This window comes from Pokkaliibacter sp. MBI-7, assembly GCF_029846635.1.
Classification (GTDB): domain Bacteria; phylum Pseudomonadota; class Gammaproteobacteria; order Pseudomonadales; family Balneatricaceae; genus Pokkaliibacter.
Genome location: NZ_JARVTG010000002.1, coordinates 1,907,602 through 1,934,147, shown reverse-complemented (window position 1 = coordinate 1,934,147; position 26,546 = coordinate 1,907,602). Strand labels below are relative to the sequence as shown.

The following is a 26,546-nucleotide window of genomic DNA, read 5'->3' as shown; positions in this document are numbered from 1 at the left end:
CGGTACTCATTGTTCGCGGCTCTCGAAATCAATACGGGGATCAACCAGAACATAGGTGATGTCGCTGATCAGTTTCAGCAGCAGGCCAATCAGGGTGAAGATGAACAGGGTGCCGAACACCACCGGATAGTCGCGGTTCATTACCGATTCAAAGCCCAAGAGGCCGAGGCCATCGAGGGAGAAAATCACTTCCACCAGCATGGAGCCGGTGAAGAAGATGCCGATCAGCGAGGCGGGCAGGCTGGCGATGATCAGCAGCATGGCGTTGCGGAACACGTGTCCGTAGAGAATGCGCTGCTCACCCAGACCCTTGGCCCGTGCCGTCATCACGTATTGCTTGTGAATTTCATCGAGAAAGCTGTTTTTGGTCAGCATGGTCATGGTGGCAAAGCTGGAAATGACCGAGGCCAGCACCGGCAGCGTGATATGCCAGAGATAGTCGATGACCTTGCCACCCCAGCTCAGCTGATCGAAGTTGGCGGAGGTCAGCCCTCGCAGCGGGAACCAGCTGAAGTAGGTGCCTCCGGCGAAGACGACGATCAGCAGAATGGCAAACAGGAAGTTGGGAATGGCATAGCCGACGGTAATGGCGGTACTGGTCCAGACATCGAAGCGGCTACCGTGATGCACAGCCTTGCGGATGCCCAGTGGCACGGATACCAGATAGGTGATCAGGGTCGTCCACAGGCCGATGGTGATGGAGACCGGCAGTTTCTCCTTGATCAGTTCCAGCACCGTCTTGTCGGAATAGAAGCTGGTGCCGAAGTTGAAGCTTAGGTAGTTCTTGACCATCAGCCAGAAGCGTTCCGCTGGTGGTTTGTCGAACCCGTACTGCGCTTCTATGCGCTTCACCAGCTCCGGATCAAGGCCACGTGCCGCCCGCGAGTCGTGATGCTGGCTACTCATGGTGGAGCCACCTTCACCGCTGATACGTGCCGTCGCACTGACGTTCAGCCCCTGCAGGTTGGCTATGGCCCGTTCAACCGGGCCGCCGGGAGCGGATTGAATGATGATGAAGTTCAGCAGCAGGATGCCAAACAGGGTAGGGATGATCAGCAGCAGGCGGCGGGCAATATAGGCGGCCATTACGGATTTCCTTGGCTAGAGGCGGCATGTTCAGCTGATTTGGCCCACCAGGTATCGATTCCGGGGCTGTACAACGGCAAGGTACCGGGGCGGCCGAACTTGTCCCACACGGCAATATGGGTGTCGGGGATGGTGAACTGTGGTACCAGATAGAAGTTCCACAGCAGCACCCGGTCCAGTGCTTTGCAGGCTGCCACAAACATCTCTTTGCTCGGGGCGTTGATGATCTTCTCTACCAGCGTATCCACTGCCGGGTTGCTGATGCCCGCCAGGTTGGAGCTGTCAGGCACATTGGCATTGGCGGAATTGAAGTAGTCACGCAGTTCGTTGCCGGGGGAGTTGGACATCGGAACCACTGCCACGGTCATGTCGAAGTCGAAGTTGCGCAGGCGGTTGATGAACTGGGTGATATCGACCCGGCGTATTTCCACATCAATACCGAGGCGGCGCAGATTACGAATATAAGGCAACACCGTGCGCTCCATGCCGGGGTCAGAATAGATCAGTAATTCAAAACGCATCTGTTCGCCGGTTTTGTCGTTGAGCAGGCGATTGCCGTGAATCTCCCAGCCACCTTCACGAAGAATGCGCAACGCCTGACGTAGCTGCGGGCGGATATTGCCGCTGCCATCGGTCTGCGGCGGGTTGTACTGCTCGCTGAACACCCGCGCCGGCACCTCCTCTTTCAGCGGTTCCAGCAGGCTCAGTTCATCGGCACTGGGTGTGCCGGTGGATTCCATTTCCGAGTTCATGAAATAGCTGCGCGTGCGGGTCAGGCCACCGTAAGACAGGTTCTTGTTGGCCCACTCAAAGTCATAGGCATAGGCCAGCGCCTCACGCACCTTGATATTCTGGAACAGCTCGCGGCGGGTGTTGTAGATGTAGCCCTGCATGCCGGACGGGTTGTGATCAGGGATTGACAATTTGAGAATCCGCCCGTCATGCACGGCGGGAATATCGTAGCGGGTCACCCAGCGTGAGGCGGAGTTTTCCTGCCGCAGATCGAACTCACCGGCTTTGAAAGCTTCCAGCGCCACATCACCATCACGGTAATAGTCGTAGCTCAGGTGGTCGAAGTTATCGATGCCTTTGCGGCTCGGTAAGTCTTTGGCCCAGTAGTTGTCCAGGCGTTTGTAGACGATGGTGCGGCCGGGAATGATCTTCTCCACGGTGTAGGCACCGGAGCCGACCGGAACGGTCAGATTGGCGGCGGCGAAGTCTTTGTGCTGCCAGTAATGGGCGGGGAAGATCGGCAACTGGCCGAGAATCAGCGGCAGCTCGCGATTGTTGCCATCCCTGAAGGTGAAGCGGATGGTCAGCGGGTCTTTGATTTCCACACCGGTGACGTCGTGATAATACACCGCGTAGAGCGGGCTGCCCTTGTTAATCAGGGTTTCAAAGGAGAATTTGACGTCAGCCGCGGTGATCGGCTGGCCGTCCTGAAAGCGGGCCTTGGGGTTGATGCCGAACTCTACCCAGGTGCGCTCAGGAGGCACGGTAATAGTCTGGGCGATCAAGCCATAGATGCTGGAGGTTTCATCCTGCGAGTGCACCATCAGGGTGTCGTAGAGCAGCGTGGAGGCTGCCGCTGGTGTGCCTTTGGAAATAAAGGAATTGAGACTGTCAAAGGTGCCCATGGCGGAGCGCTTCAGTGTGCCGCCCTTGGGGGCATCAGGGTTGGCGTAAGCAAAGTGACTGAAGTTGGCCGGGTACCTGGGGGCTCCGTACATGGCCCAGGCATGTTGCGCTGTTGCCTGCGACTGCGCAACGGACACCTCGCTGGTGGCAGGGCTGGCTGCAGCAGTGTTATCCGCAGCCTGTGCCAGCTGAAGGCAGGACAGCAATATCATGCAGAGCGAGGTAAGGCTGCGAACAAAGGCTGTTCGACGAGAAGGAATGCGGTGAGGCCGGGAAGGTGCCTGATCAAGACCTGAAAGCCGGAGCATGGAACATCCTGTCGCTAAAGTTCGGCATCAACCTTACCGGGTTTTATTTCGGCCAACCAGACCCCGTCATGGATAGAAGCACTCTGAGCGTTGCAGTGTGTTGCCTGGCTACCTTGAAGTTGTGGGTAGTCGAAATGCCTGTCAGGCACAAAAAGCAGAGGCAGGTTTCACCCGGCGGGGACGGGGCGTCGTGTGCAGGATTAACGAAAGCAAACAGAGGATGCAGACCCCTGTTTGCCTTCATGTACGAGGAGCAGGTCAGGTATCGCTGGCACCTGCAGAAGCCACTTCACTGGTGTAGACCGTCAGGCTCTGCCCGGCGCGAATACTGTGGTTTTTCAGGCCATTCCAGGTCTGCAGGGATTTGACACTGACATTGAAGTGGTCGGCAATGGTGGACAGAGAGTCACCATTCCTGACTTTGTAGTTGATCTTGCTTGAGGCCACCTGCTGCTGGGCGCTGCCTTTTTGTAAGGATTTCAGGCTCAGCGTCTGGCCGATTTTTAGCGGTGTCCTGGGATTAAGTTTGTTCAGGGAGACCAGTTCCTTGACGCTCATTCCACTTTTCTGGGCGATAGTAGAAAGGCTGTCACCCGAGCGTACCTTGTAAGAGCGGTTCTTGGCCGGTGCTGGCGCCGAGGATCCCTTGCTGGTGTTGATCTGGGCGATGGTGCGCTGCACCTTGCTGGTCTGGGCGATCTGCTGCTGTGAGATGGACTTGTATGTGCCAGGGATCATCAGGCTGGTGCCTACTCGCAGGCGGTTGGAGCGCAGCGAGTTAATGTCCTTGATAGCCTGCGCTGAGGTGCCAAAGCGCTCGGCAATAACCCCCAGATTATCGCCACGGCGAACTTCATAGCGACGCCAGGCGACCTGTTGCTCCGGGGTGATGTTGTTCAGACCGATACGCAGGGTTTCGGCAGCCTCGATCGGCACCAGCAGACGGCCGGGGCCATCCCCTTTGGGTGCGGTAACGCCGGAGGTATAGCCGGGGTTGAGAGCACTCAGCTCTGATTTGCTGACACCGGCCAGGTTGGCAGCGGTATCCAGATCGATCTGGCCGTGGGTTTTGACCACGGTGAAATAAGGAGAATTGCTGATGGGCGCCAGCGCTACGCCAAAGTCTTCCGGATCATCGACAATCGAGGCCAGAGCCAGCAGACGTGGCACGTAGGTCGCGGTTTCATTGCGCAGATTCAGTGACCAGTAGTCGGTGGGCAGACCTTTACCCTGATTGCGGCTGATGGCCTGATCAATGGTGCCTTCACCGGCGTTGTAGGCTGCCAGCGCCAGCAACCAGTCACCGTTATAACGGTCAGCCAGCACCTGCAGGTAGTTCAGTGCAGCCTGGGTCGAGTCAACGATGTCACGTCGAGCGTCATACCAGTCGTTTTTGCGCATGCCCAGATGCTTGGCTGTGCCGGGCACGAACTGCCAGGGGCCAGCAGCCTTGGAAGGGGACACCGCCATAGGGTTGTAGGCACTTTCGATAAAAGGCAGCAGTGCAATTTCGGCGGGCATGTTGCGCGCCAGCACCTGATTCAGTACGTGGTAGTAGTAAGGTGATGCCTGATTACTGACTTTTTCCAGATAGCGTTTGTAACTTTCGTACCATTCCCGTTGACTTAGCACGCGGGGGTTGTCATAAAACCCTTTGAGCTGGAAATTATCCCGGGTTTGTTGCCACAGATCGTCGTCTTCCTGCTGGTTCAGACGGATCTCGGGGTCATCAGCAACCTGACGCTGTTCAATGGAACTGCTGCGGGTAGGACGGACATAGGTTGGAACCCGGATATCGTTGTCACGATAGTGGGGAGCATAACCGGTATCCGCCTGCTTCTGGGGCACCTGATTACAGGCACTCAACAGCAGGGAAACACAGGCAAGGCCCAGCCAGGACGTTACACGCGCGGGTTTCGGGGCGATTACAGAACCAACATTACTGAGCAAAACTGCCTCCAATCTGTTGTTCTGCTCTCCGTCCGGCCATTATTTGCTGCGTACCCAGGCATGAACTACCAGCGTGAATCCACGATAAAAAGGCGTTGTCTGTGCCAGAGAAACGCCTGTTTTGTATCTGAAAACGCTGTCTGCCTGAGCTCAAAAATGCTGTCGGAAAGCATCTCTAGTGAGTCGAAACCGCGAGATTCTAAAAAAGCCTGAAGGGTCCGGTCAAGGAAATTGATCAAGAAACGTTCAGAAACGATTCTTCCAATCCCTTATCACTCTAAACACTTCTGTTGTATTAGTGGTATCGATCTGTTCGAGGTTCCCCGCTGCAGCCTGTACCGCAGGCGCCTCTGTCCGCATAAAAGGATTGATCCTGCGCTCTTCTGCCAGTGTGGAGGGCAGGGTAGGCAACTGCTGCTGACGCTTGTGCTGATCGGCCTTGATGGCCTCCTGAATAGCCTGATTGTGTGGCTCGACCGCAGCGGCAAACGCCAGATTGGATAAGGTGTACTCGTGAGTGCAGTAAACCAGTGTTTCGGCGGGCAGTTCATTAAGACGGTTGAGGGATTGCAGCATCTGCTCCGGGGTGCCTTCAAACAGGCGACCACAGCCTGCCCGAAACAAGGTGTCACCACAGAATACAAATGGCGTCTGGTCAGTGGCGCTGGCAGCGACAAAATAGCCGATGTGATCAAGGGTATGGCCAGGAATGGTCATGACCTGCACCCGTCGCCCGAACAGCAGGAAGGATTCACCCTCATGCATCGGTTCGGAAATACTGCGGATCACCGAATTGGATGGGCCGTATACCGGAATGCTGGTCAGCGGTGACGCCTCCTGCAGCAGGCGCTCAATGCCGCCGGTGTGATCATGATGATGATGGGTGACCAGAATGGTATCGAGCTGCAGCTGGTGTTCTTTGAGGAAGTTGAGGACGGGGTCCGCATCTCCCGGGTCCACAACGGCAGCCCTGTGGCTATCCTCATCAATCCAGCACCAGATGTAGTTGTCGTTGAAGGCCGGGATGGGCGTTATGCGGGGCATTGTACGTCTCCATACGAGGGTTTCTGCTATGATAGCGCTTTTCTTCCGGGGGTAAGCAAGGCGGTTTACGATCAGTGTTGATGCTGACCGGTAGTGTTGCTCAGGGCGATCATTTACTTTGCCAGCACCGGCTGAGTATGCCCCCAGAATATGAATAAAGTGGTATCGACGATGTCGATGCGTTACTTGCAGTCAACAGGAGGTTGTTTCTTTGAGCGTTGCTTCCGTGAAATTGGCCTCTGTGATTGATGAATCAGCCTACAAGCCGTCACTGAAAAAGTGGCGTAACTGGCTGGACAGCCCGGCAGGGCAACAACTGCTGGCTGCTGAGCAGCAGGCGCTGGATCGCATCATGCCCGGTCTGTTTGGCTATCATCTGCTGTCGCAAAGTGTGGCTGGCAGCCGGCAACTGGCTCAACAAAGTACTATTCGTCATATCATGCACAGTCTGCCCAGTGCTCGCGGCGAACTGCCTTTTGGTGGTCTGGTAATGCGTCCGGATGAGCTGCCCTTTGCCGAGAACTCCCTCGATGTCATCGTCCTTCATCATGTACTGGACTTCGCCCGTCAGCCTCATCAGGTGCTGCGTGAGGCCATTCGTGCATTGATTCCTTCTGGCCATTTGGTGGTCGTTGGGTACAATCCTGCCGGCCTTACCCGCCTGCGGCGCTGGCCTGCGCTGAGCAAGAGCCGTCTCAATGACTGGCTGACACTGCTGTCTTGCCGGGTGGAGCATCGTCAGGGTCATTTTGTGCATCGTTTCAATGGCCCGGTGCTTAATTATTGTCAACATGGGTTGGCGGACTGGTTTGGCGTATTCAGCGTCACCGTCGCCTGCAAAGAGGTCAGCAGCATGATCCCGATTCGCCCCAGCTGGCGAGTCAGACCCCTGCTGCCAATGCCTGTGGCACGACCTTCAATGCGCAATCCCAAAGCTATGCGGAACCCCAAAGGTGACAACTGAATCTCAACGAGTAGTGATTTATACCGATGGCGCCTGTCGTGGTAACCCCGGCCCTGGTGGCTGGGGAGCCGCCATGCGTTACCGTGGCGTGGAGCGTACGCTGTGTGGCGGTGAACCACATACGACCAACAACCGTATGGAGCTGATGGCTGCCATTGAAGCGCTTCGGGCACTGAAACGGCCCTGTCCCGTGGATCTGTTTACCGACTCCCGCTATGTGCAGCAGGGTATTCAGAGCTGGCTGAAAGGCTGGAAAGCCAAGGGCTGGAAGACGGCCAGCAAGGAGCCGGTGAAGAACAAGGACTTGTGGCAGGCACTGGATGAGCAAACCCAGCGGCATGATGTGCGCTGGCACTGGGTCAAGGGCCACGCCGGCCATGAAGGCAATGAGCTGGCAGACCAGCTGGCCAATCAGGGACTGGAGCAGGCGCTGGCTGAAGAACGTGCCAGGTGATCTGATCTATTATTTCTGATGACCTGTTGCGTTGCAGGTCATCATCTTGATGTTCATCCCACCGCAATAATTTCCGCCCAGTCTGTTAGAGGTAGTGAGGCGGTGGAAGCAGGAGCAGAGCGAACCCCATGAGACAGATAATTCTGGATACCGAAACCACCGGTATCGACCCCCTGCAAGGCCATCGTCTGGTGGAAATCGGTTGTGTCGAGCTGGTGGACCGCAAGCACACCAACCGCCACTTTCACGTTTATATCAATCCTGAGCGAGAGGTGGACCCGGAAGCGGTGGCCGTCCACGGTATTACCGACGAATTCCTGATTGATAAGCCCAAGTTTGCTGCCGTTGTCGACGACTTTCTGGCGTTTGTAACCGGTGCCGAGCTGATCATCCACAATGCACCTTTCGACGTGGGCTTCCTCAATCATGAACTGAAGATGTACAACCCGGCGCTGCAGCGTATCGATGAGATTTGTACCATCACCGATACGCTGGCGATGGCACGCAAGATGTACCCGGGGCAGAAGAACAACCTCGATGCGTTGTGCCGTCGTCTGGGCGTCGATAACTCCGGGCGTACCCTGCACGGCGCCTTGCTTGACTCCGAGATTCTGGCTGATGTGTATCTGCTGATGACCGGTGGCCAGACCAGCCTGATGCTGGCGGGTGAGGGGGAAGGTGAGGATGATGCCGGTATTATCCGTCGGGTAGTGCGGAAGGCAGCCATCCCGGTGCTGCAGCCTACCGAGGCAGAAATGGCCAGCCATCGGCAGTTTCTCGGCAAAATGGGTGTGGATGAAAACGCCTGGTAAGCAAGCCGCGTGTTCAGGCCGGCCGGTCAGATAAAGGAAAGCAGCATGAATGGTCAGGACGCAGTAAGCAGTGAAGAGTCAGTGACAACGGCACAAAGCCGTGAAGCGCTGTTCGCCAGAACATCCGACTGGCTGCGCAGCCATCCTCGCCTGTTTGTGATTACCGGGGCCGGTATCAGCACCGCCTCGGGAATTCCCGACTATCGTGACCACGAAGGTAACTGGAAGCGCAACCCTCCCGTTCAGCACGCGGACTTCATGAAGCAGCCAGCCTGTCGTCAGCGCTTTTGGGCGCGCAGTCTGGTGGGCTGGCCGGTGATGTCGCGGGCGCAGCCCAATGCCGCACACAGCGCGCTGGCAGACTGGGAGCAGCGAGGCAGGGTGGAGTTGCTGGTGACACAGAACGTCGATGGCCTGCATCAGAAAGCAGGCAGCCAGCAGGTGGTCGATCTGCACGGGCGTTCCGCTGATATTCGTTGCATGTCCTGTGGCCTGCTGATGCCGCGGGATGAGCATCACCAGCACATGGCGCTGCTCAACCCGGATTATGCGGCCATGCGCGCGGACACCGCGCCGGATGGTGACGCGGATCTGGATGGGATCGATTTCAGTCGCTTCCGGGTGGTCGATTGCCCTGCCTGTAACGGCATTCTTAAGCCCGATGTGGTGTTCTACGGTGATCATGTACCCCGCGAGCGGGTTGATCGCTCTTTTGCTGCACTGGAGGCGGCAGATGGTGTGCTGGTGATCGGTACGTCGCTGATGGTGTTTTCCAGCTTCCGGTTTTGCCGGCGCGCCCATGAGCTGGGCAAGCCGATGATTGCCATCAATATGGGCAAGACCCGAGCTGATGATCTGCTGCATTTCAAACTGCCGCTGGCGGCTGATCTGGCCTTGCCCCAACTGTCTTCAGGTCTGTAACGCGGTTCGTTGAGCCAGTGCTCTGTGGTGTGGCGAACATTGCATGACCGATGTTGCGTGGTGCAGTGCCTGTACCACAGGGGCTGCCGGACGGTTATCTTGTTTCCCTACTTTTCTATCGATACCAAGGAGCGAATGAGCCCATGTCGAGTATTGTCTTTCTTGATGAAGCGAGTCTGGATTTTGGTGATCTCGATATGCGTGGATTGCATCTGCCGGGTCTGAGCTACGTGAAGTATCCCGGCACCCGGCCGGAACAGGTGCTGGAACGCCTGCAGGGGGCCACGGTCGCTATCGTCAACAAGGTGGTACTGACGGCTGACACTATTCAGGCGCTGCCTGACCTCAAGCTGATTCTCGTCTCAGCCACCGGCACCAATAATGTGGAGTTGCAGGCGGCACAGGCGCGCGGCATCCCGGTCTGCAACTGTCAGGGATACGGTACGCCCGCAGTGGCTCAGCATACGCTGATGCTGATGCTGGTACTGGCAACCCGGTTTACCTGGTATCAGGCCGATATCGCTGAAGGGCGCTGGCAGAAAAGCAGCACCTTCTGTCTGGCGGACTACCCGATGGGCGAACTGGCGGGCAAGACGCTGGGGATCATTGGCTATGGTGAGCTGGGGCAGGCGGTAGCCCATCTGGCAAAGGCTTTTGGTATGAAGGTGCTGGTCGCTGCCCGCCCCGGCACCGAAGCAACAGACGGACGCATCGAGCTGGATACGCTGTTACCTCAGGTTGACTTCCTGACCCTGCATTGCCCGTTGACAGACGCCACCCGCAATCTGATTGATGCCCGTCGTCTGGGGTTGATGAAAACCCGCGCCATGCTGGTCAATACGGCCCGTGGTGGCATCGTCAACGAACAGGATCTGCATCAGGCGGTGAAGCACGGCATCATTGCCGCGGCGGCAACTGATGTACTGAGTGTGGAGCCACCCCGAGAAGGCAACATCCTGCTGGATGAACCGCTTGATAACCTGATTGTTACTCCTCACAACGCCTGGGCCACGGTGGAATCGCGGCAGCGTATGGTGACCCAGTTGAAGGAGAATCTGCGTGGCTGGCATCAGGGGCAGCTGGTGCGGCGAGTAGTATGACCTGCATCTGACAGTGTGGTGATCATCGCTGTACTTTCAGACTTTGCGTCAAAAGAAAAAATCCGGCGGGTTTCCCGCCGGATTTTTATTTACGGTTGGTCAGATGAACATCAGACACCTTGCTTGCTGGTGACGCCCTGCAGTGTGATGTTTTCGCGTTTACGCCCCAGCGCCAGCAATACCAGCGTCAGGATGACGGGCACGACCGGGTCAAACGCGGTACCGCCAGAGCCGAACAGCAGATTGAGTACCACCACCATGGTGGCACCTGTGCCCCCGGCGATAGTGGCGGTCACGCTCCAGATGCGCAGCTGTGAGCGGGTGTCACTGATCCCCAGAGTACGGGTGACCACATGGAAGTAGGAGTCGTTGAAGTGGCTGAAGCCCACTGTACCGACCGCACAGGCCAGTGCAACAAACAGCGGGTCGAGTTGCAGCCCTGCAATCAATGGGGCAGTGATGGATGCGGTAGTGATCATACTGACGGTGGCTGAACCCTGAACGGCACGCAGCAGCGCAGAAATGAACAGGGGAATCATGATGCCGGGCAGGCCGGAAGCGACCACGGATGAGGCGATGGCATCGCCCGCACCGGATGCTTTCAGGATGGCACCCATGGCGCCGCCTGCACCGGTAACCAGCAGGATGATGCCCGTCTCAGACACGCCACGATCCATGGCCGTGAAGATTTCTTCACGCGACAGCTTGCCGGTCAGACCGTACACGGCGATCAGCACGCCGATACCGACAGCGATCACAGGATGTCCCACCAGTTGAATCACATCACCTGCCAGCCCGGGCACGTTGGGGAAGAGGGTGCGGATCAGGATCAGGATGATGGGCAGCACAATGGGGCTGAAGGCCAGCAGGTTACCGGGCAGATCCTTGTCATCCATATCATTGATCTGTTCAGCGCTGTCGATGCCTGCTCGTGACAGAATCCAGCTGCCATCTGCGGCAGGCATGCGGAAGAACTGTTCGCCGATTCGACGGGTGTACAGCAGGGTGACCAGCAGCATGGGGATGGAGATCACAATACCCCACAGCATAAAGCTACCGATATCCACATTGAGAATACCGGCCACACCGACCGGGCCTGGCGTGGGCGGTACCATGGCATGGGTAATGAGCAGACCAATGGCCAGCGCAGCGCCCAGTCCGACCGCCGATTTGCCGGTGTTGCGCGATATGGCCCTTACCAGTGACTGCAGCAGGATATAGGCCGAGTCACAGAATACGGGTATGGAGACCACCAGCCCGGTCACACCCAGAGCGATGTCCTCGCGGCCTCTGCCAAAGATCTTGATGAAGGTTTTGGCCATGCGTTTGGCGGCACCGGAAATCTCGAAGCAGGCGCCCATCATGACGCCAAAACCGATAATCAGCCCAATGGATGACAGCGTATTGCCAAAACCGGTGGTCAGTGTTTTGGTCAGATCTGCCGGCGCCATGCCAGCAAACAGGCCCATGATCAGCGTGGCGATGACCATGGCCGGGAAAACGTGAATGCGGGTGCGCAGCACCATAAACAGAAGGGCGATCATGCCCAGCAGTACACCAATCAGAGTGGTATTCATCGTTAGAACCTCGTAAGCAGGCATGAGCAGACCCGAACAGGTCAGCCGTCAGACTGCTGTCATTGTTGTTGTTATGACGTTTGCTCTTTACTTCGGTGGCGACCGATGGCGGGTCAGCTCAGATAAGGTTGAGCCCACCCCAGTCCATCCAGCGTGGTGGAGGCAGGTTTGTATTCACAACCTATCCATCCCTGATAGCCCAGCCGCTCCAGATGCTGGAACAGGTAGGGATAATTCAGTTCGCCCTGATCCGGTTCATTGCGTTGTGGGACAGAAGCGATCTGGATATGGGCGATATAGGGCAGCAGTGACCTGATCAGGTGGCTCAGGTCGCCGTCCATGATCTGCGCGTGGTAGCAGTCAAACTGCAGCCCGACGTTGGCGCGGCCGATCTGGTCTATCAGTGCCGCCGCCTGACGCTGATGGCTGATAAAGTAGCCCGGCATGTCACGCTGATTGAGGGGTTCAGTCAGGACCCTGATGCCGTGAGGTGCAAAAAAGTCAGCAGCATGGCGCAGGTTGGCGATGAAGGTCGCCTCATAATCTGCTCGTTGTGCTCCGGCTGGCACTATTCCCGCCATGGCATGGACCTGTTTGCACTGCAATGCCTGCGCGTATTTCAGTACGGTCGGCAGATGGCTGCGAAATTCTTCCTCACGCTCAGGTATCGCTGCCATACCGCGCTCGCCTGCCGCCCAGTCGCCCGGTGGCATGTTGAACAAGGCCTGGGTCAGGCCATGCCGGTGCAGCTCCTGCGCCAGCAGCCCGGCATCAAACTCGTAGGGGAAAAGAAACTCTACGGCTTTGAAACCCTGTTCAGCGGCCAGCGCGAAGCGTTGCATGAAAGGGACTTCGTTGAACAGCATGGTAAGGTTGGCTGCCAGACGCATCAGACTTTCCTCCGGCTTAATTCAAGGACTTCCTGTTCACTCAGATAACGCACTCGCTGCTGAGACAGCAGCAGTGCCAGCCGCGCGGTTTCTTCCAGCTCTTCCATATTGTCCACGGCGTGGTACAGGTCACGGCCGGTGACGACCGGGCCGTGATTGGCCAGCAGAAAGGCATTGTAATCGCGCGCCTGTTCGCCCAGATCACGGGCGATGCGCTCATCTCCCGGGTGGTAATAAGGGATCAGCGGCAGCTGACCGACACGCATGACGTAATAAGGCGTAAAAGGGCGAATAACATTGCTGCTGTCCAGACCCTCCAGACAGGACAGGGCGGTCAGATAGGTGCAGTGCAGATGCACCACGGCGCGCTTGCCGGGGTCATTCTGGTACAGCGACAAGTGGAAGTTCAGCTCCTTGGTGGGCTTGTCGCCTTGGAGGTGACGGCCTTCCTCGTCCACCAGTGACAGGCGCTCCGCCTGCAGACGGCCGAGGCAGGAATTGGTAGGCGTGGCGATAATGCGGCCATCATCCAGTCGGGCCGACAGGTTGCCGGAGCCGCCGGTGGCATAGCCGCGATTGAACAGGGACAGGCCCAGCTCGACCATGGCCTGACGGGTATCATGCTCGTTCATTGCAGGAACTCCTGAGCGCGGCTGAAGAAACTTTCACTACCGAAATTGCCGGACTTGAGCGCCATTGACAGCGGGCGGTCGGTGGCGCGTACCCAGGGCACGCCCGGCGCTATCTGCGGGCCAATATGGAAGGCGTTGACGGCCAGTGCCTGAGTGACGCTGCTGGAGGTTTCCCCGCCGGCGATGATGAAGTTGCGCACACCCTGCTGGTAAACACCGACTGCCAGCTGGCCAAACAGAGTTTCAATGGCCTGACTGGCGCGTTCTGCACCATAGGCCTGTTGCGTCGCACTGACCTGATCAGGCGTGGCCGTCGCGTACAGCAGCGGTGCAGGCTGACCCTGCTGATAGGCTTGCAGGGCCTGTTCGGTACTCCATTGCTGCAGCTCCAGCAGATAGGCGGGACCATCTTCCAGACAGCGTTGAATATCGATCATGCGATGTGCCGCCAGAGGCAGATAATGATTGACCTGTCGGTTGGTCATCTCAGAGCAGGAGCCGGACAGGATGAGGCTTGGGCTTGGCGCCGGGCGGCCTTCCGCTTCAGCGGCATGATTCTGAGCCGCGTCTTCCGCGGCCATCAGTCTGGCCAGCCCGATAGCGAGCCCTGAGCCGCCGGTAACCAGTGGCTGGTCGATAACGGCTGCGGCGATATCGAGCAGGTGCTGTTCCTGCAGCGTGTCCATGACTGCGTAACGTTTACCCTGTTCCGTCAGCTCCTGCAGGCGTTCGGCAATCACAGCGCTGCCGTGCCTGATAACGTCATAGCTGACCAGTCCGGCCTGACCGCGCGCCTGCGCTTCAATGACCCGGCCCAGATGGCTGTCGGTCATGGGGGTCACCGGGTGATGGCGCATCCCTGACTCACTGAGGAGCTGATCAAATACAAACAGATGACCCTGATAGACCGTCCGTCCATTGACCGGTAGCGACGGGCAAATAATCGCCAGTGGCTGCTGACAGGCATCCAGCAGGGCATCGGTAACAGGGCCAATGTTCCCGGCAGCGGTGCTGTCGAAGGTCGAGCAATACTTGAAGTAGAAACGGTTGCAGCCTGCTTTGTGTAACCATTCGTGGGCCTGCAGCGCTGTATCGACGGCCTGAGTGGCAGGGCAGGAGCGAATCTTGAGGCTGATGACAATGGCCTGAGCGTCAACGGTGACAGGGGCATCAGGAATGCCGCTCAGCTGCACGGTGCTGACGCCATTCTGCACCAGAAAGCCTGCAATATCGGTGGCACCGGTGAAGTCGTCGGCGATGACGCCGAGTCTGATGGGGGAGCGTTGAGAGGTGATCATGCCGCTCACTCCTTGCTGACGCCAGGCAGCTCAATGCCAGCGAAGATCTTGATCACGGCGCTGTCATCTTCTTTACCATAGCCTGCATTGCTGGCGCTGGTGAACATGTTGAGTGCTGTAGAGGCAAGAGGCGTCGGAAACTTCAGGACCTTGGCCGTATCCGCTACCAGATTCAGATCCTTGACGAAGATATCGACTGCTGACAGCGGGGTGTAGTCGCCATCGACGACATGCTTCATGCGGTTCTCAAACATCCAGGAGTTGCCTGCGGCGTTGGTGACCACGTCATACATCAGCTCCAGCGGAATCCCCGCCCGGGCCGCCATGGCCATGGCTTCAGCACCGGCGGCGATATGCACACCTGCCAGTAGCTGGTGAATCACCTTGACGGTCGCCCCCAGACCAATTTGATCACCAATGCGGTAGACCTTGCCAGCAACAGCATCCAGTACGGGTTGTAATCTGGCGAAGGCTTCGTCACTGCCGGAAGCCATGACGGTCATTGCGCCTGCGGCGGCTTTGGCTGCACCGCCCGATACCGGCGCATCCAGCATCAGCAGTTGATACTGATTTAGTTGTTGCTCAATGGCGATGGCATCGGCGGCCGACATGGTGGAGGAGATCATCACTGCTGTGCCGGGACGCAGATGAGGGGCAACGCCCTGTTCACCAAACAGAATGGCATTGACCTGAGCGGCATTGACCACCAGCAGGACCAGACAGTCCAGCTGCGAGGCCAGTTCTATGGCAGAAACGGCTACTGCTTTGGCACCGGCATGATGCAAAGCCTCCAGTGCGCCAGGATTGATGTCAAAACCATAGGTAGGCAGACCGGCGCGAATGCAGGATTGTGCGGCTCCCATACCCATGGAACCGAGACCGATGACGCCGACGGAAGAAGCAGAAGTGGTCATTAGGCTACCTTGTTATCGTTGTAGGTGATCTGTTTGATCCTGTTCCCGCATTGTCTGGATGGGCAGGGCGGTGCGGGTTGGATCAGTAAGGCCTTATGCAAGCTCAACGGGAACGAACTGGGCTGTGATATTTTGTTAAGTTGGCTGAGATTGCCCTGATAAGGCAGGATAATACTGCGTGATTTTAACTAAATGCAACTAATTAATGTGATTAAAAGTTAAATTGTCACGTTGTATGAGCACGGATACATGCTACATCTGTTCTGGATGGCTGAATAAATGGGAAAATAACAATATTTCACAGCCAGAGCGCTCGCCTTGCTGCCGGGGTTCGGTGGTATATTGCCTTCTCGTTGATGTGAAGGTTTGAGAACAGGCATGATACCAGCAGAACGTCAGCGCAAGATCATTGCGCTGCTGACTCAGAAAGAAGTGATCAGCATTGCCGAGCTGACTGAAACGCTGGCGGTGTCTCACATGACCGTGCGCCGGGATATACAAAGTCTGGAGTCGCAGGGGCGGGTGGTATCGGTGTCGGGTGGTGTTCAGCTCAGCAGGCTGATTACCACCGAGCCGTCCCATAAGACCAAAGAGGGTCTGGAGCATCACAAAAAAGTCAGCATCGGCAAAGCCGCCGCAGCGCTGATTAGCCCTGCTGCCCGCATCTATCTTGATGCCGGCACCACGACGCTGGAGATTGCGCGCCATCTTTGCCAGCGCCCTGATGTCATGGTAGTGACCAATGATTTTGCTATCGCAGCGTTGCTGACGGAGTTTGCCGAGTGTGAGCTGTATCACACCGGTGGACTGGTGACGCGGGATAATCAGTCCTGTGTTGGCACCCTGACGGCTCGCACGCTGGAGCAGTTCAATCTGGATATATGCTTCCTCTCAACGGCATCGTGGGACAGTCGTGGTGTGTCCACTCCCAGTGAAAGCAAAGTGCCGGTTAAACAGGCGGCCATGCGGGCTGCACAGAAAAGCATACTGGTCAGTGATTCTTCCAAGTACGGTCAGGTGGGGACGTTCAAGGTATGCGCGCTGTCAGAGCTGGATGCCATTGTGTCGGACAGTGATCTGTCGCTGTCGGCGAGGTCGGTTGTGGAGCAGCAGGGAACAAAGCTGCATGTGGTGGTCACTGAATCGGCAGATTAATGAGGCATCCACCACGAAAACAGAAAAGGCCGGAAATGCCGGCCTTATGGTACTCAGAGGTGGAACTGCTCAGCCATACTGGTGCGCGTTCTCAAGCACGGTCAGTGTATCGATCAGCTCTTCCTTGCCGTCTTCACTGTCGAGAATGTCGATCGGACGAATACCATTGAAGGTGTCCTGGCTATTCAGCATCCACTGAAAGAATCGCTCTTTGTCCCCAAAAATTTGTGCACCCCGATCAATCAGTTCATCCAGGTCGTAGCGATGCAGGCGCTGGGCTACATCTTTGGTTGTGAGGGCAGACATAGGGACTCCTCCTCAAAAGAGTTGTGACTTTTTAAACGCCTTGCAGTTTATCAGCTCTCATCTCGATGTCGTTACTGCTGTCGTGCATTGATATGCATTTTTTTCATAGTCCAGTCGTCGTGCCCAGCAAAGTCTGCCTTGTCACCGGGATCTGAAATACGCTTCTGAGCAAAGGCAGTGACGTCTGTCGCTCTTGTTATGCGGGCGGATCACACAGCTGACAACCCAGTTGCAGCAGGCTTTGACATGCCTGATCACGCAGTGCTGAGGGGACGGCCATGCAAAGGGTGATGTCCACGGCAAAATGCTCCTGTTCCACTTTCGCATCCCACTCAGGCAGGCGGCGCAGTAACTGGGCATGGGTTGAGTAGTCACAACGCAGCCAGAGAGGGAAGCGTGGGGTGAACTGTTGGAGGAGCAGCTCTTTCAATCCGTCCTGAGTGCTCTGGCTGTAGGCTCTGACCAGTCCACCGACGCCCAGTTTGATCCCCCCGAAATAGCGAATAACCACGACGGTGATCTCTCCGATACCTGAATGGCTGAGTACGTTGAGCATCGGCCGACCGGCGCTGCCGGCAGGTTCGCCATCATCACTGCTGCCGTGGCTGGTGTCATCGTAAGGAGCACCAGCAATAAATGCGTAGCAGTGATGATTGGCTTTCGGGTGGGCCTCACGGCATGACTGGATGAAAGCCATGACCGCTTCGCGCCCGGGTGTATGGGCAATACAGGTGATAAATTCACTGCGCTTGATGTCGCTGCTGACCGTCACCGGTGCGGCCGGTATCGAATAGGCTGCCGACATCTCAGTCAGTTTCCTGCTGGTTTTTGTCGGATGCTGAGGCGGCAGGGGTAAACCACAGGCGAATATCCTCCAGCCAGACGGGGCGGTCGGCAATCAGTTCCTGTTGCAGCTCAAGCGTAGTGCTTTGCTGGTGATGGTCGAAGTACAGCTCAACACGCACTTGCCGGTTCAGGTAGTACAGTTTGAGGTGATGTAGATGTAGCTGGCGCTCCTGCAGTCTGGGCCGCAGCCATTGCATCACATCATGCCTGCTGGGGAGGTGCAGCTGACCCTGTTCATCGGCACTGACATCAATGTGAAAGACAATGTCGCGAATGTCGGCACAGGCTTTGCGCGCTCGCTGAGTGGCGCGTAATCCAACGTGATGGGCCTCGGCGGCAGACAACTCATCACTGACGACCAGATGCACATCCACCAGATAATGGCTGCCCATTTTGCGGCTGCGCAAATCATGGACATCCTTAATGCCCGGTTCCTGACTCATGGCCTGCATGATCGCCTCGGTTTCCTCTTCAGGCAGGGCGCGGTCGGTCAGCTCCTGCAAACTGCTCCAGGTCAGCTCCCAGCCAATCCTGGCGACCATGAACGCCACCACCAGCGCGGCAACAGGATCCAGCCAGCTGAGGCCTGCATAGTTCCCAACCAGTGCTACCAGAACTACGATGGAGGACAGCGAGTCGGTGCGATGATGCCAGGCATTGGCGATCAGCAGATCTGAGCGGATCTGCTTTCCCGCTTTCAGGGTGTAGTGATACAGCCATTCCTTGGACAGAATTGAAATCAGGGTAATGGCGAGAGTAAGCCAGCTGGTCTGAGCCGGTGTGCTGTGACCGAACAGGCGGACGATACTGTCGTAGCCCAGTGCCCCGGCAACCGCACCGAGAATCATGCCGAGTAAGACGGTACCCAGGGTCTCGAAGCGCTCGTGACCATAGGGGTGATTGGTATCCGGACCCTGATGCGCAATCTTGCCCAGTACCAGCACCAGAATGTCCGACAGCAGATCAGACAGGGAATGGATACCATCCGCCAGCAGTGCATGGGAACGGAACATCCAGCCGAGCAAAATTTTGGCAATACCCAGTGCCAGATTGATAACGGAGCCAACAATGGTCACGCGTTGCAGGGTCTGATGTTTTTCCTGCGGAGTGGGGTTCATGGATTGGCAATCTCTCTGTGAATGGGTGGTCCGTGACAGCGCTAACTGACTGAGTATTTTGGCGACAGTTTAAGACGAGCCGCGCCACTGCTTGCTTGAACTGACCTGCTAACACAGTTATCCACATTTTCTGTGGGTAACTTGGCAGCCAGTCGTACAGTTGCCGTAGCAGTGTGCGGCTGTGGATAGCTGGGTGCGATTACTCTTTGCCGCCGAACCACTCGATCATCACGGGAATCAGACGGTTCAGTTCCAGTGCGCTGAGGGTGAACAGTGCATCCAGCTCCTGATCCAGGGTATCGGTCTGGTTATTGTCCAGCTCATCCTGCAACCGCTCGCTGGCCTGCAGACGCTTCAGGCTTAAGTCATCACAGAGGGTGAAGCTCAAACTGTCCTGCCAGTGCAGGCTGAGGCGCGTGGCTTGTTTGCCGGCATCAAGGTGTGTCTGTATCTCTTCGCTGTCCAGCGCCTGACGACGCACACGGATGATGCCTCCGTCTTCCTGCGGGTCGCGCAGTTCACACTCATCACCGACAGTGACATCGCCGGGCAACGAGCTGAAGTCGTTCAGCCAGGTGGTCATGACTGCCTGTGGTGCCTGTTTGACGCGTGGTGGAATCACTGGCAGCGAGCCCAGTCCTTCGCGCAACAGATTAAGCAGAGGCTCTGCTTTGGCGTAACTGGCGGTGTCGACGGCCAGCCATCCCTGTGAAGGGGCAATGCACACAAAGAAATGCTGATGGCGGCTGAAGGCACGAGGTAGCAATTCAAGAATGACCTGATCTTTCAGGTCCTGCCGCTCTTTCCGCGTGGGGCGGCGGCCTTGTTCGTCTTCGATCTTTTCCAGCTTCTCCTGCAGGTTTTCGTTGACGACCTGGCTTGGCAGCAACTTTTCCTGACGTTTGGCTTTCAGCAGGTAGAAGCCCTGGCTTTGCAGATTGAACACCTGAGGATCATTCTGCATCGGGCTGACCCAGCCCAGTTGTTCCTGTTCCTGGCTGGAGCAAGGCTGAAACCGATGGGCTTCCAGGGCCTGATGCAACTGCTCATCGTCGAGCTCAAAAGGCTGGCTGAAGGTATAAATGATCAAATTGCGAAATAGCATCAGTCACCCGCTTGGTGGTCATGCCGGTATCCATCAGGCACCGGTGCAGTGAATGGCAATCAGCGATAAGGAATGAGTCTCATCGGCATTTAACTGGATATTTGCCCAGTTGTGCGGACCCTATTGTACTCATGACGCGAGCAGTTGCCAGTCATCTTCCGGCTCTGTTCAGCAGGAAGATGATGGCTGTTCTGTGATTGAACGGTATGCAGGGAGGTGAGGGGGTTCCGAGGTGCTGGGAGATCAGATAGGGCAGGTCACCCCGGTGCCACCCAGTCCACAGTAACCCTGCGGATTCTTGTCCAGATACTGCTGGTGATAGTCTTCTGCATAGAAAAACTCAGGTGCCTGCATGATTTCGGTGGTGATGGCACCAAAGCCTGCATCCTGCAGTTTGCTGGCAAAGGCTTCACGGCTATCCAGTGCCTGTTGCAGCTGCTCGTCCGACAAGGTGTAGATACCGGAGCGGTATTGAGTACCGATATCACCGCCCTGACGCATACCTTGCGTAGGGTTGTGTACTTCCCAGAACACTTTCAGCAGGTTCTGATAGGAAGTCTGCTGTGGATCGAACACCACCAGTACGACTTCGTTGTGGCCCGTCATGCCGGTGCAGACTTCGTCATAGGTGGGGTTAGGTGTCAGGCCTCCCGCGTAACCAACCGCGGTGCTGTATACCCCGGGTTGCTGCCAGAATTTACGTTCAGCCCCCCAGAAGCATCCCAGGCCAAATAGCGCGCACTCCATGCCTTCAGGGAAGGGGGCTTTCAGCGGGTTGCCCAGAACGGTGTGCTTGTCGGCGACAGCCATCGACTGCGCGCGGCCGGGAAGGGCTTCCTCGGCGGTGGGCATTTCCAGTTTCTTCTGACGCATACAAACCTCTACATACTGCTTTTGAATAGGGGCATCCAACCCTTGCCAGCGGCGCACGTGAACTTCGCTGAGCTGGAAGGGCAGATCGTGGGCAGGTTAGTCTGCCGAGAGCCTTATTGTGGGTACGATTCAGTAACTATCAAGGGGGTAAAAGGGGGAGTGGAGGCTGAGAATACCCGGTGGAGGGTTCTGAGGCTGATCTCTCTGTCATTGTTCACTGAATGCCGGCGCCAGTGTGAAGCCTGATCCCATTGCGCGATCAGGCTTAGTCGAGGGTCAGATATAGATTTCGAAGTCGAGTGCGGGGAATTTTTCACCCGGTATAAATGGGCCGCGCAGGACATCCTGGGGTGGTGCCCCGAGGCGTGACTCCAGCCAGATATCTTCCGGGGGTAAATGCTCATTGCGTCCGATATGAAACACGGTGCGCACCACCGCAGGCTGGCGGGTTTTGGCTGCAAGCTTCATCACAAAGCCAATTTTTCCACTTTGCAGTTCAACCAGAGAACCGACCGGGAACACGCCCATGCAGGTGATGAAACGGGTTACCACTTCAGGATCGAAACGCGTGTTCTTGAGCTGCAGAATGGTCTTTAATACCGCAGCCGGAGGGCGGGCTCCCTTGTGAAAGCGATCGACAGTCATTGCATCATAGGTGTTGACCACTGCCGCCATACGACCGTACAGGCTGATTTTTTTGCCTTTCAGTCCATAGGGATAACCGCTGCCGTCGAAATTCTCGTAATTCTGGGTAGCGACCGTCATGGTCAAGGGAGAAACATCGGGTAAATCGCGCAGTAGCGATTCGCAATAGAGCGGGCTCTGGCGAATAACTTTAAATTCATCAGGGGTCAGTTTGTCCGTTTTATCGCGAATACGCTGGGGGATCAGCATCATGCCAATATCATGGAGCAACCCCCCGGTGATCAGTTCGCTGATCATGGAGGATTTCATTCCCAGAAACAGACCGAAATTGCCCAGCAGAATGGCGACGTTAACAGAGTGCTCATAAATGTAGTTTTCGGGGCTGCGCAGGCGACCGACACAGATCAGCGCATCGGCATTGCGATCCAGGGAGCGTTGTATGAGTTGGGAGCAGTTGGCTACTGCGCTGTAATCAACTGGCGCCTGATTTTGCACATTGAGGCTAACGCCGCGTAGCAGATTGACGGCTTTCTGGTGAATGGCACGGGCACTGATCAGCTCGACTTCAAAGTCGCGCGGCTTGCCCTTACCAGGTGGGATGCCATCAGTGGTGGGCTCTGCAACATTGCTCAACGTCGTATCTCCTTGAGCATTACGGTGTTACCGAGATGAATGTCAGGTCGCTATATGTATCACTTTTCGTAACAGTTAGCACCTAGTCTGAGATCTATTAGCGGTCAGCCGCCGAAAAAGTGTAGCGAAACGTTTGCCTGCTTTTGGTGCGGTCTTTCCTGGGGGTGAGCAAAAATGTATCCAAACGGTCAAATTAGTCTTTATCCAGCTCTTAACTGTTTTTGGTCTACCACAAGAACGATTGCAAGAGAGTAGGTGATAAGCATTGTTTGGGAAGAATTTTTATATTTCTTGACCACTTGGCCAAGTTGTTGCATCTGTCCCGGCTGATTTGTCAGAGAGCGGTTCTTGCCAGGCGCTTGCTGCCAGTCGGAAACAGGTATTTTCAGTGCGAGCACTTTGAATGGCTGAATGACGATAAGCTGGCCTATTGTTTTTTAACCAGTCTGACGGTTTTTTTTTACTTAAAAACGGGCGGACATTACTATTGACGCCCTTTCGGCAGCTGAAAGCCATTCAGCTGCTGTTTCGACATTTCGATGCTACTTTTATTAATAACTATTCAAGCTTGAAGGTGAGCTATGAAACGAACTCTGATGGCTGCTGCTGTTGCAATGACCGTTTCTTTCGGGGCGCAGGCAGCTGACGTTAGCCCTGCTGTCGTGTATGACATGGGCGGTAAGTTTGACAAGTCGTTCAACGAGGCGGTTTCCAAGGGTGTCAAACGTTACGCCGACGAAACGGGTGCAGAGGTCAAGGAGTTCGAGCCTGCTAACGACTCCCAGATTGAACAGGGCCTGCGTCGCATGGCCAAGCGTGGTAGTAATCCGGTGATCGCGGTAGGCTTCAATCAGGCCCATGCCCTTGAGAAGGTTGCTACCGAGTTCCCCGATACTCACTTCGCCATTATCGACATGGTGGTCGACAAGCCTAACGTTGAATCCATCGTATTCAAGGAGCACGAAGGTTCCTTCCTGGTGGGTGCGTTGGCAGCCATGGCTAGCAAAACTGGCAAAGTCGGCTTTGTTGGTGGCATGGATATCGGCCTGATTCGTAAGTTCGAATGCGGTTACGAGCAGGGTGCCAAGTTTGTTAACCCCGGCATCGAAGTCTTCCAGAACATGACGGGCTCAACCCCAGCCGCCTGGAATAACCCCGGTAAAGGTGGTGAGCTGGCCAAGAGTCAGTTTGATCGTGGCGCAGATGTGGTATTTGCTGCCGCAGGCGGTACCGGCATCGGTGTCTATCAGGCTGCCAAGGATGAAGGCAAGTATGCCATCGGCGTAGACTCTAACCAGAACTATCTGCATCCCGGCACCATGTTGACCTCCATGGTCAAGAGTGTCGACGTAGCTGCCTACAACACTATTAAGGAAGTGGCTGACGGTAGCTGGAAACCCGGTGTGAAAGTACTGGGTCTGGCGGAAAACGGCGTTTCCTGGGCGTACGATGAGTACAACAAGGAGCTGGTCACTGCCGACATGAAAGCCAAGATGGATTCCATCCAGCAGGACATCATCTCCGGCAAGATCAAAGTTCACGATTACATGTCCAACAACGCCTGCGAGTAATCAGCTAATCTCATGACTGTGCATACCTCACAGCCGGCCGGGTCGAAAGACCCGGCTTCAGCGGCATCATCGCCGCCTGCACTGGAGCTGATCAATATCAGCAAACGCTTTGGTGCCGTGCAGGCCAACAAGAACATCTCCCTCAGCGTACCAGCCGGCACCATTCAAGGTATCGTCGGTGAGAACGGTGCAGGCAAGTCGACCCTGATGAGCATCATCTACGGCTTTTACGAAGCCGATGAAGGGCAAATCAAGGTAGATGGCAAAGTTTGTACCATTCGCTCCTCGCAGGATGCTATCCGTGCGGGTATCGGTATGGTGCATCAGCATTTCATGCTGGTGGATAACTTCAGCGTTATAGAGAACGTCATGCTGGGAGCTGAGGGCGGAGCATTGCTGCGCCAGGGCCGCGAGCACGTGCGCAATGAGCTGTTGCGTCTGGGGCGTGAGTACAATCTCGAAGTGGATCCTGATGCCATTGTTGGCGAGTTGTCTGTGGGTTTGCAGCAGCGGGTAGAAATACTCAAGGCGCTGTATCGCGGTGCGCGCATTCTGATACTGGATGAGCCGACCGGGGTATTGACGCCACAGGAGACTGACGAACTGTTCCGCATTCTGTTCTCGCTGCGTGAACAGGGCGTTACTGTCATCCTGATTACCCATAAACTGCGTGAGATTATCGATGCCACCACGCAGGTTGCCGTCATGCGCGCAGGTGAAATGGTGGCTCATCGCCTGACGGGGCAAACCAGTAAGGAAGAGCTGGCCGAATTGATGGTCGGACGCAAGGTGCTGTTGCAGGTAAACAAGGCAGATGCTCAGGCCGGTCAGGTACTGATGGAAGTGTCGCACCTGTGTGTTAATGATGCGCAGGGCGTTCGTCGGGTCAAGGACGTCAGCTTCCAGTTGCGCGCCGGTGAGGTGGTAGGGATTGCCGGGGTGTCTGGTAACGGCCAGAGCGAACTGCTTGAGGCCATGTCAGGCATTCTTCCGGTCGGTAGCGGTACCATTACCCTGGGTGGCGCCAGTATCTCTGCCGAGTCACCCAAGGATCCTGCTCAACTGCGGGAACTGGGATTGGCCCATGTGCCTGAGGATCGTCATCGAATGGGCGTGGTAACGGCCTTCTCTGCCAAGGAGTCGGCAATACTCGGTCACCATCATTACCCTGAATTCAATGGCAAAGTGCTGATGAATCAGGAGGCGATTCTTAGCTCATACAAGGAAAAGGCGGAGACTTATGATATTCGTCCGCGTGATCCTCATCTCAAGTCCGCCAACTTCTCCGGTGGTAATCAGCAAAAAATCGTTCTGGCGCGAGAAATGGAGCACGATCCGGCAGTGCTGCTGATCGGTCAGCCGACGCGGGGTGTGGATATTGGAGCCATCGAGTTCATTCACCAGCGCATCATAGCGATGCGTGACGCTGGCAAGGCCATTCTGCTGGTATCGGTGGAGCTGGAAGAGATCATGTCGGTCAGCGATCGCATTCTGGTGATGTGCGATGGCCAAATTACTGGTGAAGTTAACGCTTCTGAGGCCAATGAGCGGACACTGGGTCTGTTGATGGCTAACGCTCAGCAAGAAGGGGTGAGCGCATGAGTCAACCCGCTGGTGCATTGCCTGGTTGGGCGAACAAGGCGTTATTGCCTGCACTGAATATTATTTCTGCGTTTCTGGTAACTGGCATTGTGTTCCTGATGATCGGTGAAAGCCCGATTGAAGCGGCCAAGATCATGCTTTATGGCGCATTTGGCTATCAGGAAGGGTTCGGTTACACCCTGTATTACACTACCAACTTCATATTCACTGGCCTGGCTGTAGCCGTAGCTTTTCATGCCGGTCTGTTCAATATCGGTGGGGAGGGGCAGGCCTATATAGGCGGGTTAGGGGCTGGATTGGCCTGTCTGGCATTGGATGCCTATCTGCCTGCCTGGATTCTGATCCCGCTGGCAGTGATTGCCAGTGCGCTCTTCGGGGCGGCCTGGGCCTTTTTGCCCGGCTATCTGCAGGCCAGGCGCGGTAGTCATGTGGTCATCACCACGATCATGTTTAACTTTCTGGCATCGTCACTGATGGTGTATCTGCTGTCCCATGTGCTGAAAGACCCGGGTCAGATGTCATCTTCCAGCCGGGAGTTCGCAGAAGTCGCCTGGCTACCCTTTATCCACAATATGCTTGCGGGAATGGGAATCAGCTTCGATGAGTCACCATTGAACGTCTCTTTTTTCCTGGCGCTGGTTTGCTGTGTGCTGGTCTGGTTGCTGATCTGGCGTACGCGCTGGGGTTACGAGCTGCGTACGGTGGGCAGCAATAGCACCGCGGCGGTGTATGCCGGCATCAAGCCTGCCAAGGTCATCATCTGGGTCATGTGCTTGTCAGGTGCTCTGGCCGGGCTGGTTGGGGTCAACGAGATTCTGGGTGTGCAGCACCGTCTGTTACTGGACTTCAGTGCTGGTTATGGATTCGTCGGTATCGCCGTGGCATTGATGGGGCGCAATCATCCTGTCGGAATCGTTCTGGCCAGCTTGCTATTTGGTGCGCTCTATCAGGGGGGCGCCGAGCTTGCGTTTGATATGCCCAATATCACCCGTGACATGGTGGTGATGATTCAGGGGCTGATCATTCTGTTTTGCGGTGCGCTGGAGTTTATGTATCGGCCTTTGCTGGTGCGTTTGTTGTCCAGTAAGGCTGCATAAGGAGAAG

General features: G+C 56.2%; 24 protein-coding genes. 9 read left to right on the top strand and 15 right to left on the bottom strand.

Translation table 11 applies throughout. The features are described from left to right. Positions 1-6: 6 nt before the first annotated feature. The 4 genes from QCD60_RS28500 to gloB all read right to left on the bottom strand — a co-directional run bounded on the left by QCD60_RS28500 (position 7) and on the right by gloB (position 6,026). The gene (locus QCD60_RS28500) at positions 7-1,086 is read right to left on the bottom strand and encodes a microcin C ABC transporter permease YejB (RefSeq protein WP_279790642.1); all 1,080 of its coding nucleotides are present in this window, start codon (positions 1,084-1,086) and stop codon (positions 7-9) included. Further along, complete coding sequence (locus QCD60_RS28495) at positions 1,086-3,032, bottom strand: extracellular solute-binding protein (RefSeq protein ID WP_279790641.1); 1,947 nt, start codon at positions 3,030-3,032, stop codon at positions 1,086-1,088. The genes QCD60_RS28500 and QCD60_RS28495 overlap by 1 nt, the downstream gene beginning before the upstream one ends. Before the next feature lie 258 nt (positions 3,033-3,290). After that, on the bottom strand, positions 3,291-4,982 hold the full coding sequence (locus QCD60_RS28490; RefSeq protein ID WP_279790640.1) for a LysM peptidoglycan-binding domain-containing protein: 1,692 nt from the start codon (positions 4,980-4,982) through the stop codon (positions 3,291-3,293). A 246-nt stretch (positions 4,983-5,228) separates the two neighbouring features. After that, on the bottom strand, positions 5,229-6,026 hold the full coding sequence (gene gloB / locus QCD60_RS28485; protein WP_279790638.1) for a hydroxyacylglutathione hydrolase: 798 nt from the start codon (positions 6,024-6,026) through the stop codon (positions 5,229-5,231). A gap of 211 nt (positions 6,027-6,237) precedes the next feature. Between gloB and QCD60_RS28480 the strand changes: the two genes are divergently transcribed. The 5 genes from QCD60_RS28480 (at position 6,238) to QCD60_RS28460 (ending at position 10,277) form a co-directional block, all read left to right on the top strand. Further along, on the top strand, positions 6,238-6,990 hold the full coding sequence (locus tag QCD60_RS28480) for a methyltransferase domain-containing protein (protein WP_133251281.1): 753 nt from the start codon (positions 6,238-6,240) through the stop codon (positions 6,988-6,990). Continuing rightward, positions 6,980-7,444 (top strand): ribonuclease HI, encoded by a 465-nt coding sequence (gene rnhA / locus QCD60_RS28475; RefSeq protein WP_279790636.1) that lies wholly within the window; start codon positions 6,980-6,982, stop codon positions 7,442-7,444. Before QCD60_RS28480 ends, rnhA begins: the two co-directional genes overlap by 11 nt. A 128-nt stretch (positions 7,445-7,572) precedes the next feature. Beyond that, positions 7,573-8,256: a DNA polymerase III subunit epsilon gene (gene dnaQ, locus QCD60_RS28470; RefSeq protein ID WP_279790634.1), complete on the top strand. Its 684-nt coding sequence runs from the start codon at positions 7,573-7,575 to the stop codon at positions 8,254-8,256. A 45-nt stretch (positions 8,257-8,301) separates the two neighbouring features. Then, on the top strand, positions 8,302-9,177 hold the full coding sequence (locus QCD60_RS28465) for an NAD-dependent protein deacetylase (RefSeq protein WP_279790632.1): 876 nt from the start codon (positions 8,302-8,304) through the stop codon (positions 9,175-9,177). 143 nt (positions 9,178-9,320) lie between these two features. Continuing rightward, the gene (locus QCD60_RS28460) at positions 9,321-10,277 is read left to right on the top strand and encodes a 2-hydroxyacid dehydrogenase (protein WP_279790630.1); all 957 of its coding nucleotides are present in this window, start codon (positions 9,321-9,323) and stop codon (positions 10,275-10,277) included. A 110-nt stretch (positions 10,278-10,387) separates the two neighbouring features. Here QCD60_RS28460 and QCD60_RS28455 read toward each other — a convergent pair whose 3' ends face one another. From QCD60_RS28455 to ltnD, 5 genes are all read right to left on the bottom strand, one after another. Then, complete coding sequence (locus tag QCD60_RS28455; protein ID WP_279790628.1) at positions 10,388-11,854, bottom strand: SLC13 family permease; 1,467 nt, start codon at positions 11,852-11,854, stop codon at positions 10,388-10,390. 113 nt (positions 11,855-11,967) lie between these two features. Continuing rightward, positions 11,968-12,744, bottom strand: a complete 777-nt coding sequence (gene otnI, locus QCD60_RS28450) for a 2-oxo-tetronate isomerase (RefSeq protein WP_347950282.1) — start codon at positions 12,742-12,744, stop codon at positions 11,968-11,970. After that, entirely contained in the window at positions 12,744-13,376 is a 633-nt protein-coding gene (locus tag QCD60_RS28445) for an aldolase (RefSeq protein ID WP_279790626.1), read from the bottom strand. Before QCD60_RS28445 ends, otnI begins: the two co-directional genes overlap by 1 nt. Continuing rightward, positions 13,373-14,674: a 3-oxo-tetronate kinase gene (gene otnK / locus QCD60_RS28440; RefSeq protein ID WP_279790624.1), complete on the bottom strand. Its 1,302-nt coding sequence runs from the start codon at positions 14,672-14,674 to the stop codon at positions 13,373-13,375. Before otnK ends, QCD60_RS28445 begins: the two co-directional genes overlap by 4 nt. 5 nt (positions 14,675-14,679) lie before the next feature. Continuing rightward, positions 14,680-15,588: an L-threonate dehydrogenase gene (gene ltnD / locus QCD60_RS28435; RefSeq protein WP_279790622.1), complete on the bottom strand. Its 909-nt coding sequence runs from the start codon at positions 15,586-15,588 to the stop codon at positions 14,680-14,682. 378 nt (positions 15,589-15,966) lie between these two features. Between ltnD and QCD60_RS28430 the strand changes: the two genes are divergently transcribed. Next, a complete protein-coding gene (locus QCD60_RS28430) occupies positions 15,967-16,743 on the top strand; it encodes a DeoR/GlpR family DNA-binding transcription regulator (RefSeq protein ID WP_279790620.1) in 777 nt (258 codons plus the stop codon). Between the two features lie 69 nt (positions 16,744-16,812). Here QCD60_RS28430 and QCD60_RS28425 read toward each other — a convergent pair whose 3' ends face one another. The 6 genes from QCD60_RS28425 to QCD60_RS28400 all read right to left on the bottom strand — a co-directional run bounded on the left by QCD60_RS28425 (position 16,813) and on the right by QCD60_RS28400 (position 22,269). Continuing rightward, positions 16,813-17,049: an MbcA/ParS/Xre antitoxin family protein gene (locus QCD60_RS28425; protein ID WP_104153817.1), complete on the bottom strand. Its 237-nt coding sequence runs from the start codon at positions 17,047-17,049 to the stop codon at positions 16,813-16,815. A 196-nt stretch (positions 17,050-17,245) separates the two neighbouring features. Beyond that, entirely contained in the window at positions 17,246-17,854 is a 609-nt protein-coding gene (locus QCD60_RS28420; protein ID WP_279790617.1) for a YigZ family protein, read from the bottom strand. Between the two features lies 1 nt (position 17,855). Beyond that, positions 17,856-19,013, bottom strand: a complete 1,158-nt coding sequence (locus tag QCD60_RS28415) for a cation diffusion facilitator family transporter (protein WP_279790614.1) — start codon at positions 19,011-19,013, stop codon at positions 17,856-17,858. A gap of 199 nt (positions 19,014-19,212) precedes the next feature. After that, positions 19,213-20,118: a recombination-associated protein RdgC gene (gene rdgC / locus QCD60_RS28410; RefSeq protein ID WP_279790612.1), complete on the bottom strand. Its 906-nt coding sequence runs from the start codon at positions 20,116-20,118 to the stop codon at positions 19,213-19,215. Positions 20,119-20,361: 243 nt separating this feature from the next. After that, the gene (gene msrA / locus QCD60_RS28405; protein WP_279790609.1) at positions 20,362-20,991 is read right to left on the bottom strand and encodes a peptide-methionine (S)-S-oxide reductase MsrA; all 630 of its coding nucleotides are present in this window, start codon (positions 20,989-20,991) and stop codon (positions 20,362-20,364) included. A 276-nt stretch (positions 20,992-21,267) separates the two neighbouring features. Continuing rightward, complete coding sequence (locus tag QCD60_RS28400; protein ID WP_279790607.1) at positions 21,268-22,269, bottom strand: HD-GYP domain-containing protein; 1,002 nt, start codon at positions 22,267-22,269, stop codon at positions 21,268-21,270. A 581-nt stretch (positions 22,270-22,850) separates the two neighbouring features. Here QCD60_RS28400 and QCD60_RS28395 point away from each other — a divergent pair. From QCD60_RS28395 to QCD60_RS28385, 3 genes are read left to right on the top strand one after another with little or no spacing between them, the layout of a single operon-like run. Further along, on the top strand, positions 22,851-23,840 hold the full coding sequence (locus QCD60_RS28395; protein WP_279790605.1) for a BMP family ABC transporter substrate-binding protein: 990 nt from the start codon (positions 22,851-22,853) through the stop codon (positions 23,838-23,840). Between the two features lie 12 nt (positions 23,841-23,852). Continuing rightward, the gene (locus tag QCD60_RS28390) at positions 23,853-25,442 is read left to right on the top strand and encodes an ABC transporter ATP-binding protein (RefSeq protein ID WP_279790602.1); all 1,590 of its coding nucleotides are present in this window, start codon (positions 23,853-23,855) and stop codon (positions 25,440-25,442) included. Further along, entirely contained in the window at positions 25,439-26,539 is a 1,101-nt protein-coding gene (locus QCD60_RS28385; protein WP_279790599.1) for an ABC transporter permease, read from the top strand. The genes QCD60_RS28390 and QCD60_RS28385 overlap by 4 nt, the downstream gene beginning before the upstream one ends. Positions 26,540-26,546 lie beyond the last annotated feature (7 nt).

Coding starts and splice junctions, on each gene's coding strand:
- QCD60_RS28390 (WP_279790602.1), top strand. CDS start 23,853: ATGACTGTGCATACCTCACAGCCGGCCGGGTCGAAAGACCCGGCTTCA.
- otnK (WP_279790624.1), bottom strand. CDS start 14,674: ATGATCACCTCTCAACGCTCCCCCATCAGACTCGGCGTCATCGCCGAC.
- QCD60_RS28500 (WP_279790642.1), bottom strand. CDS start 1,086: ATGGCCGCCTATATTGCCCGCCGCCTGCTGCTGATCATCCCTACCCTG.
- QCD60_RS28385 (WP_279790599.1), top strand. CDS start 25,439: ATGAGTCAACCCGCTGGTGCATTGCCTGGTTGGGCGAACAAGGCGTTA.
- QCD60_RS28445 (WP_279790626.1), bottom strand. CDS start 13,376: ATGAACGAGCATGATACCCGTCAGGCCATGGTCGAGCTGGGCCTGTCC.
- QCD60_RS28430 (WP_279790620.1), top strand. CDS start 15,967: ATGATACCAGCAGAACGTCAGCGCAAGATCATTGCGCTGCTGACTCAG.
- QCD60_RS28460 (WP_279790630.1), top strand. CDS start 9,321: ATGTCGAGTATTGTCTTTCTTGATGAAGCGAGTCTGGATTTTGGTGAT.
- gloB (WP_279790638.1), bottom strand. CDS start 6,026: ATGCCCCGCATAACGCCCATCCCGGCCTTCAACGACAACTACATCTGG.
- QCD60_RS28455 (WP_279790628.1), bottom strand. CDS start 11,854: ATGAATACCACTCTGATTGGTGTACTGCTGGGCATGATCGCCCTTCTG.
- QCD60_RS28425 (WP_104153817.1), bottom strand. CDS start 17,049: ATGTCTGCCCTCACAACCAAAGATGTAGCCCAGCGCCTGCATCGCTAC.
- QCD60_RS28420 (WP_279790617.1), bottom strand. CDS start 17,854: ATGTCGGCAGCCTATTCGATACCGGCCGCACCGGTGACGGTCAGCAGC.
- dnaQ (WP_279790634.1), top strand. CDS start 7,573: ATGAGACAGATAATTCTGGATACCGAAACCACCGGTATCGACCCCCTG.
- rdgC (WP_279790612.1), bottom strand. CDS start 20,118: ATGCTATTTCGCAATTTGATCATTTATACCTTCAGCCAGCCTTTTGAG.
- msrA (WP_279790609.1), bottom strand. CDS start 20,991: ATGCGTCAGAAGAAACTGGAAATGCCCACCGCCGAGGAAGCCCTTCCC.
- QCD60_RS28465 (WP_279790632.1), top strand. CDS start 8,302: ATGAATGGTCAGGACGCAGTAAGCAGTGAAGAGTCAGTGACAACGGCA.
- QCD60_RS28415 (WP_279790614.1), bottom strand. CDS start 19,013: ATGAACCCCACTCCGCAGGAAAAACATCAGACCCTGCAACGCGTGACC.
- QCD60_RS28495 (WP_279790641.1), bottom strand. CDS start 3,032: ATGCTCCGGCTTTCAGGTCTTGATCAGGCACCTTCCCGGCCTCACCGC.
- QCD60_RS28395 (WP_279790605.1), top strand. CDS start 22,851: ATGAAACGAACTCTGATGGCTGCTGCTGTTGCAATGACCGTTTCTTTC.
- ltnD (WP_279790622.1), bottom strand. CDS start 15,588: ATGACCACTTCTGCTTCTTCCGTCGGCGTCATCGGTCTCGGTTCCATG.
- otnI (WP_347950282.1), bottom strand. CDS start 12,744: ATGCGTCTGGCAGCCAACCTTACCATGCTGTTCAACGAAGTCCCTTTC.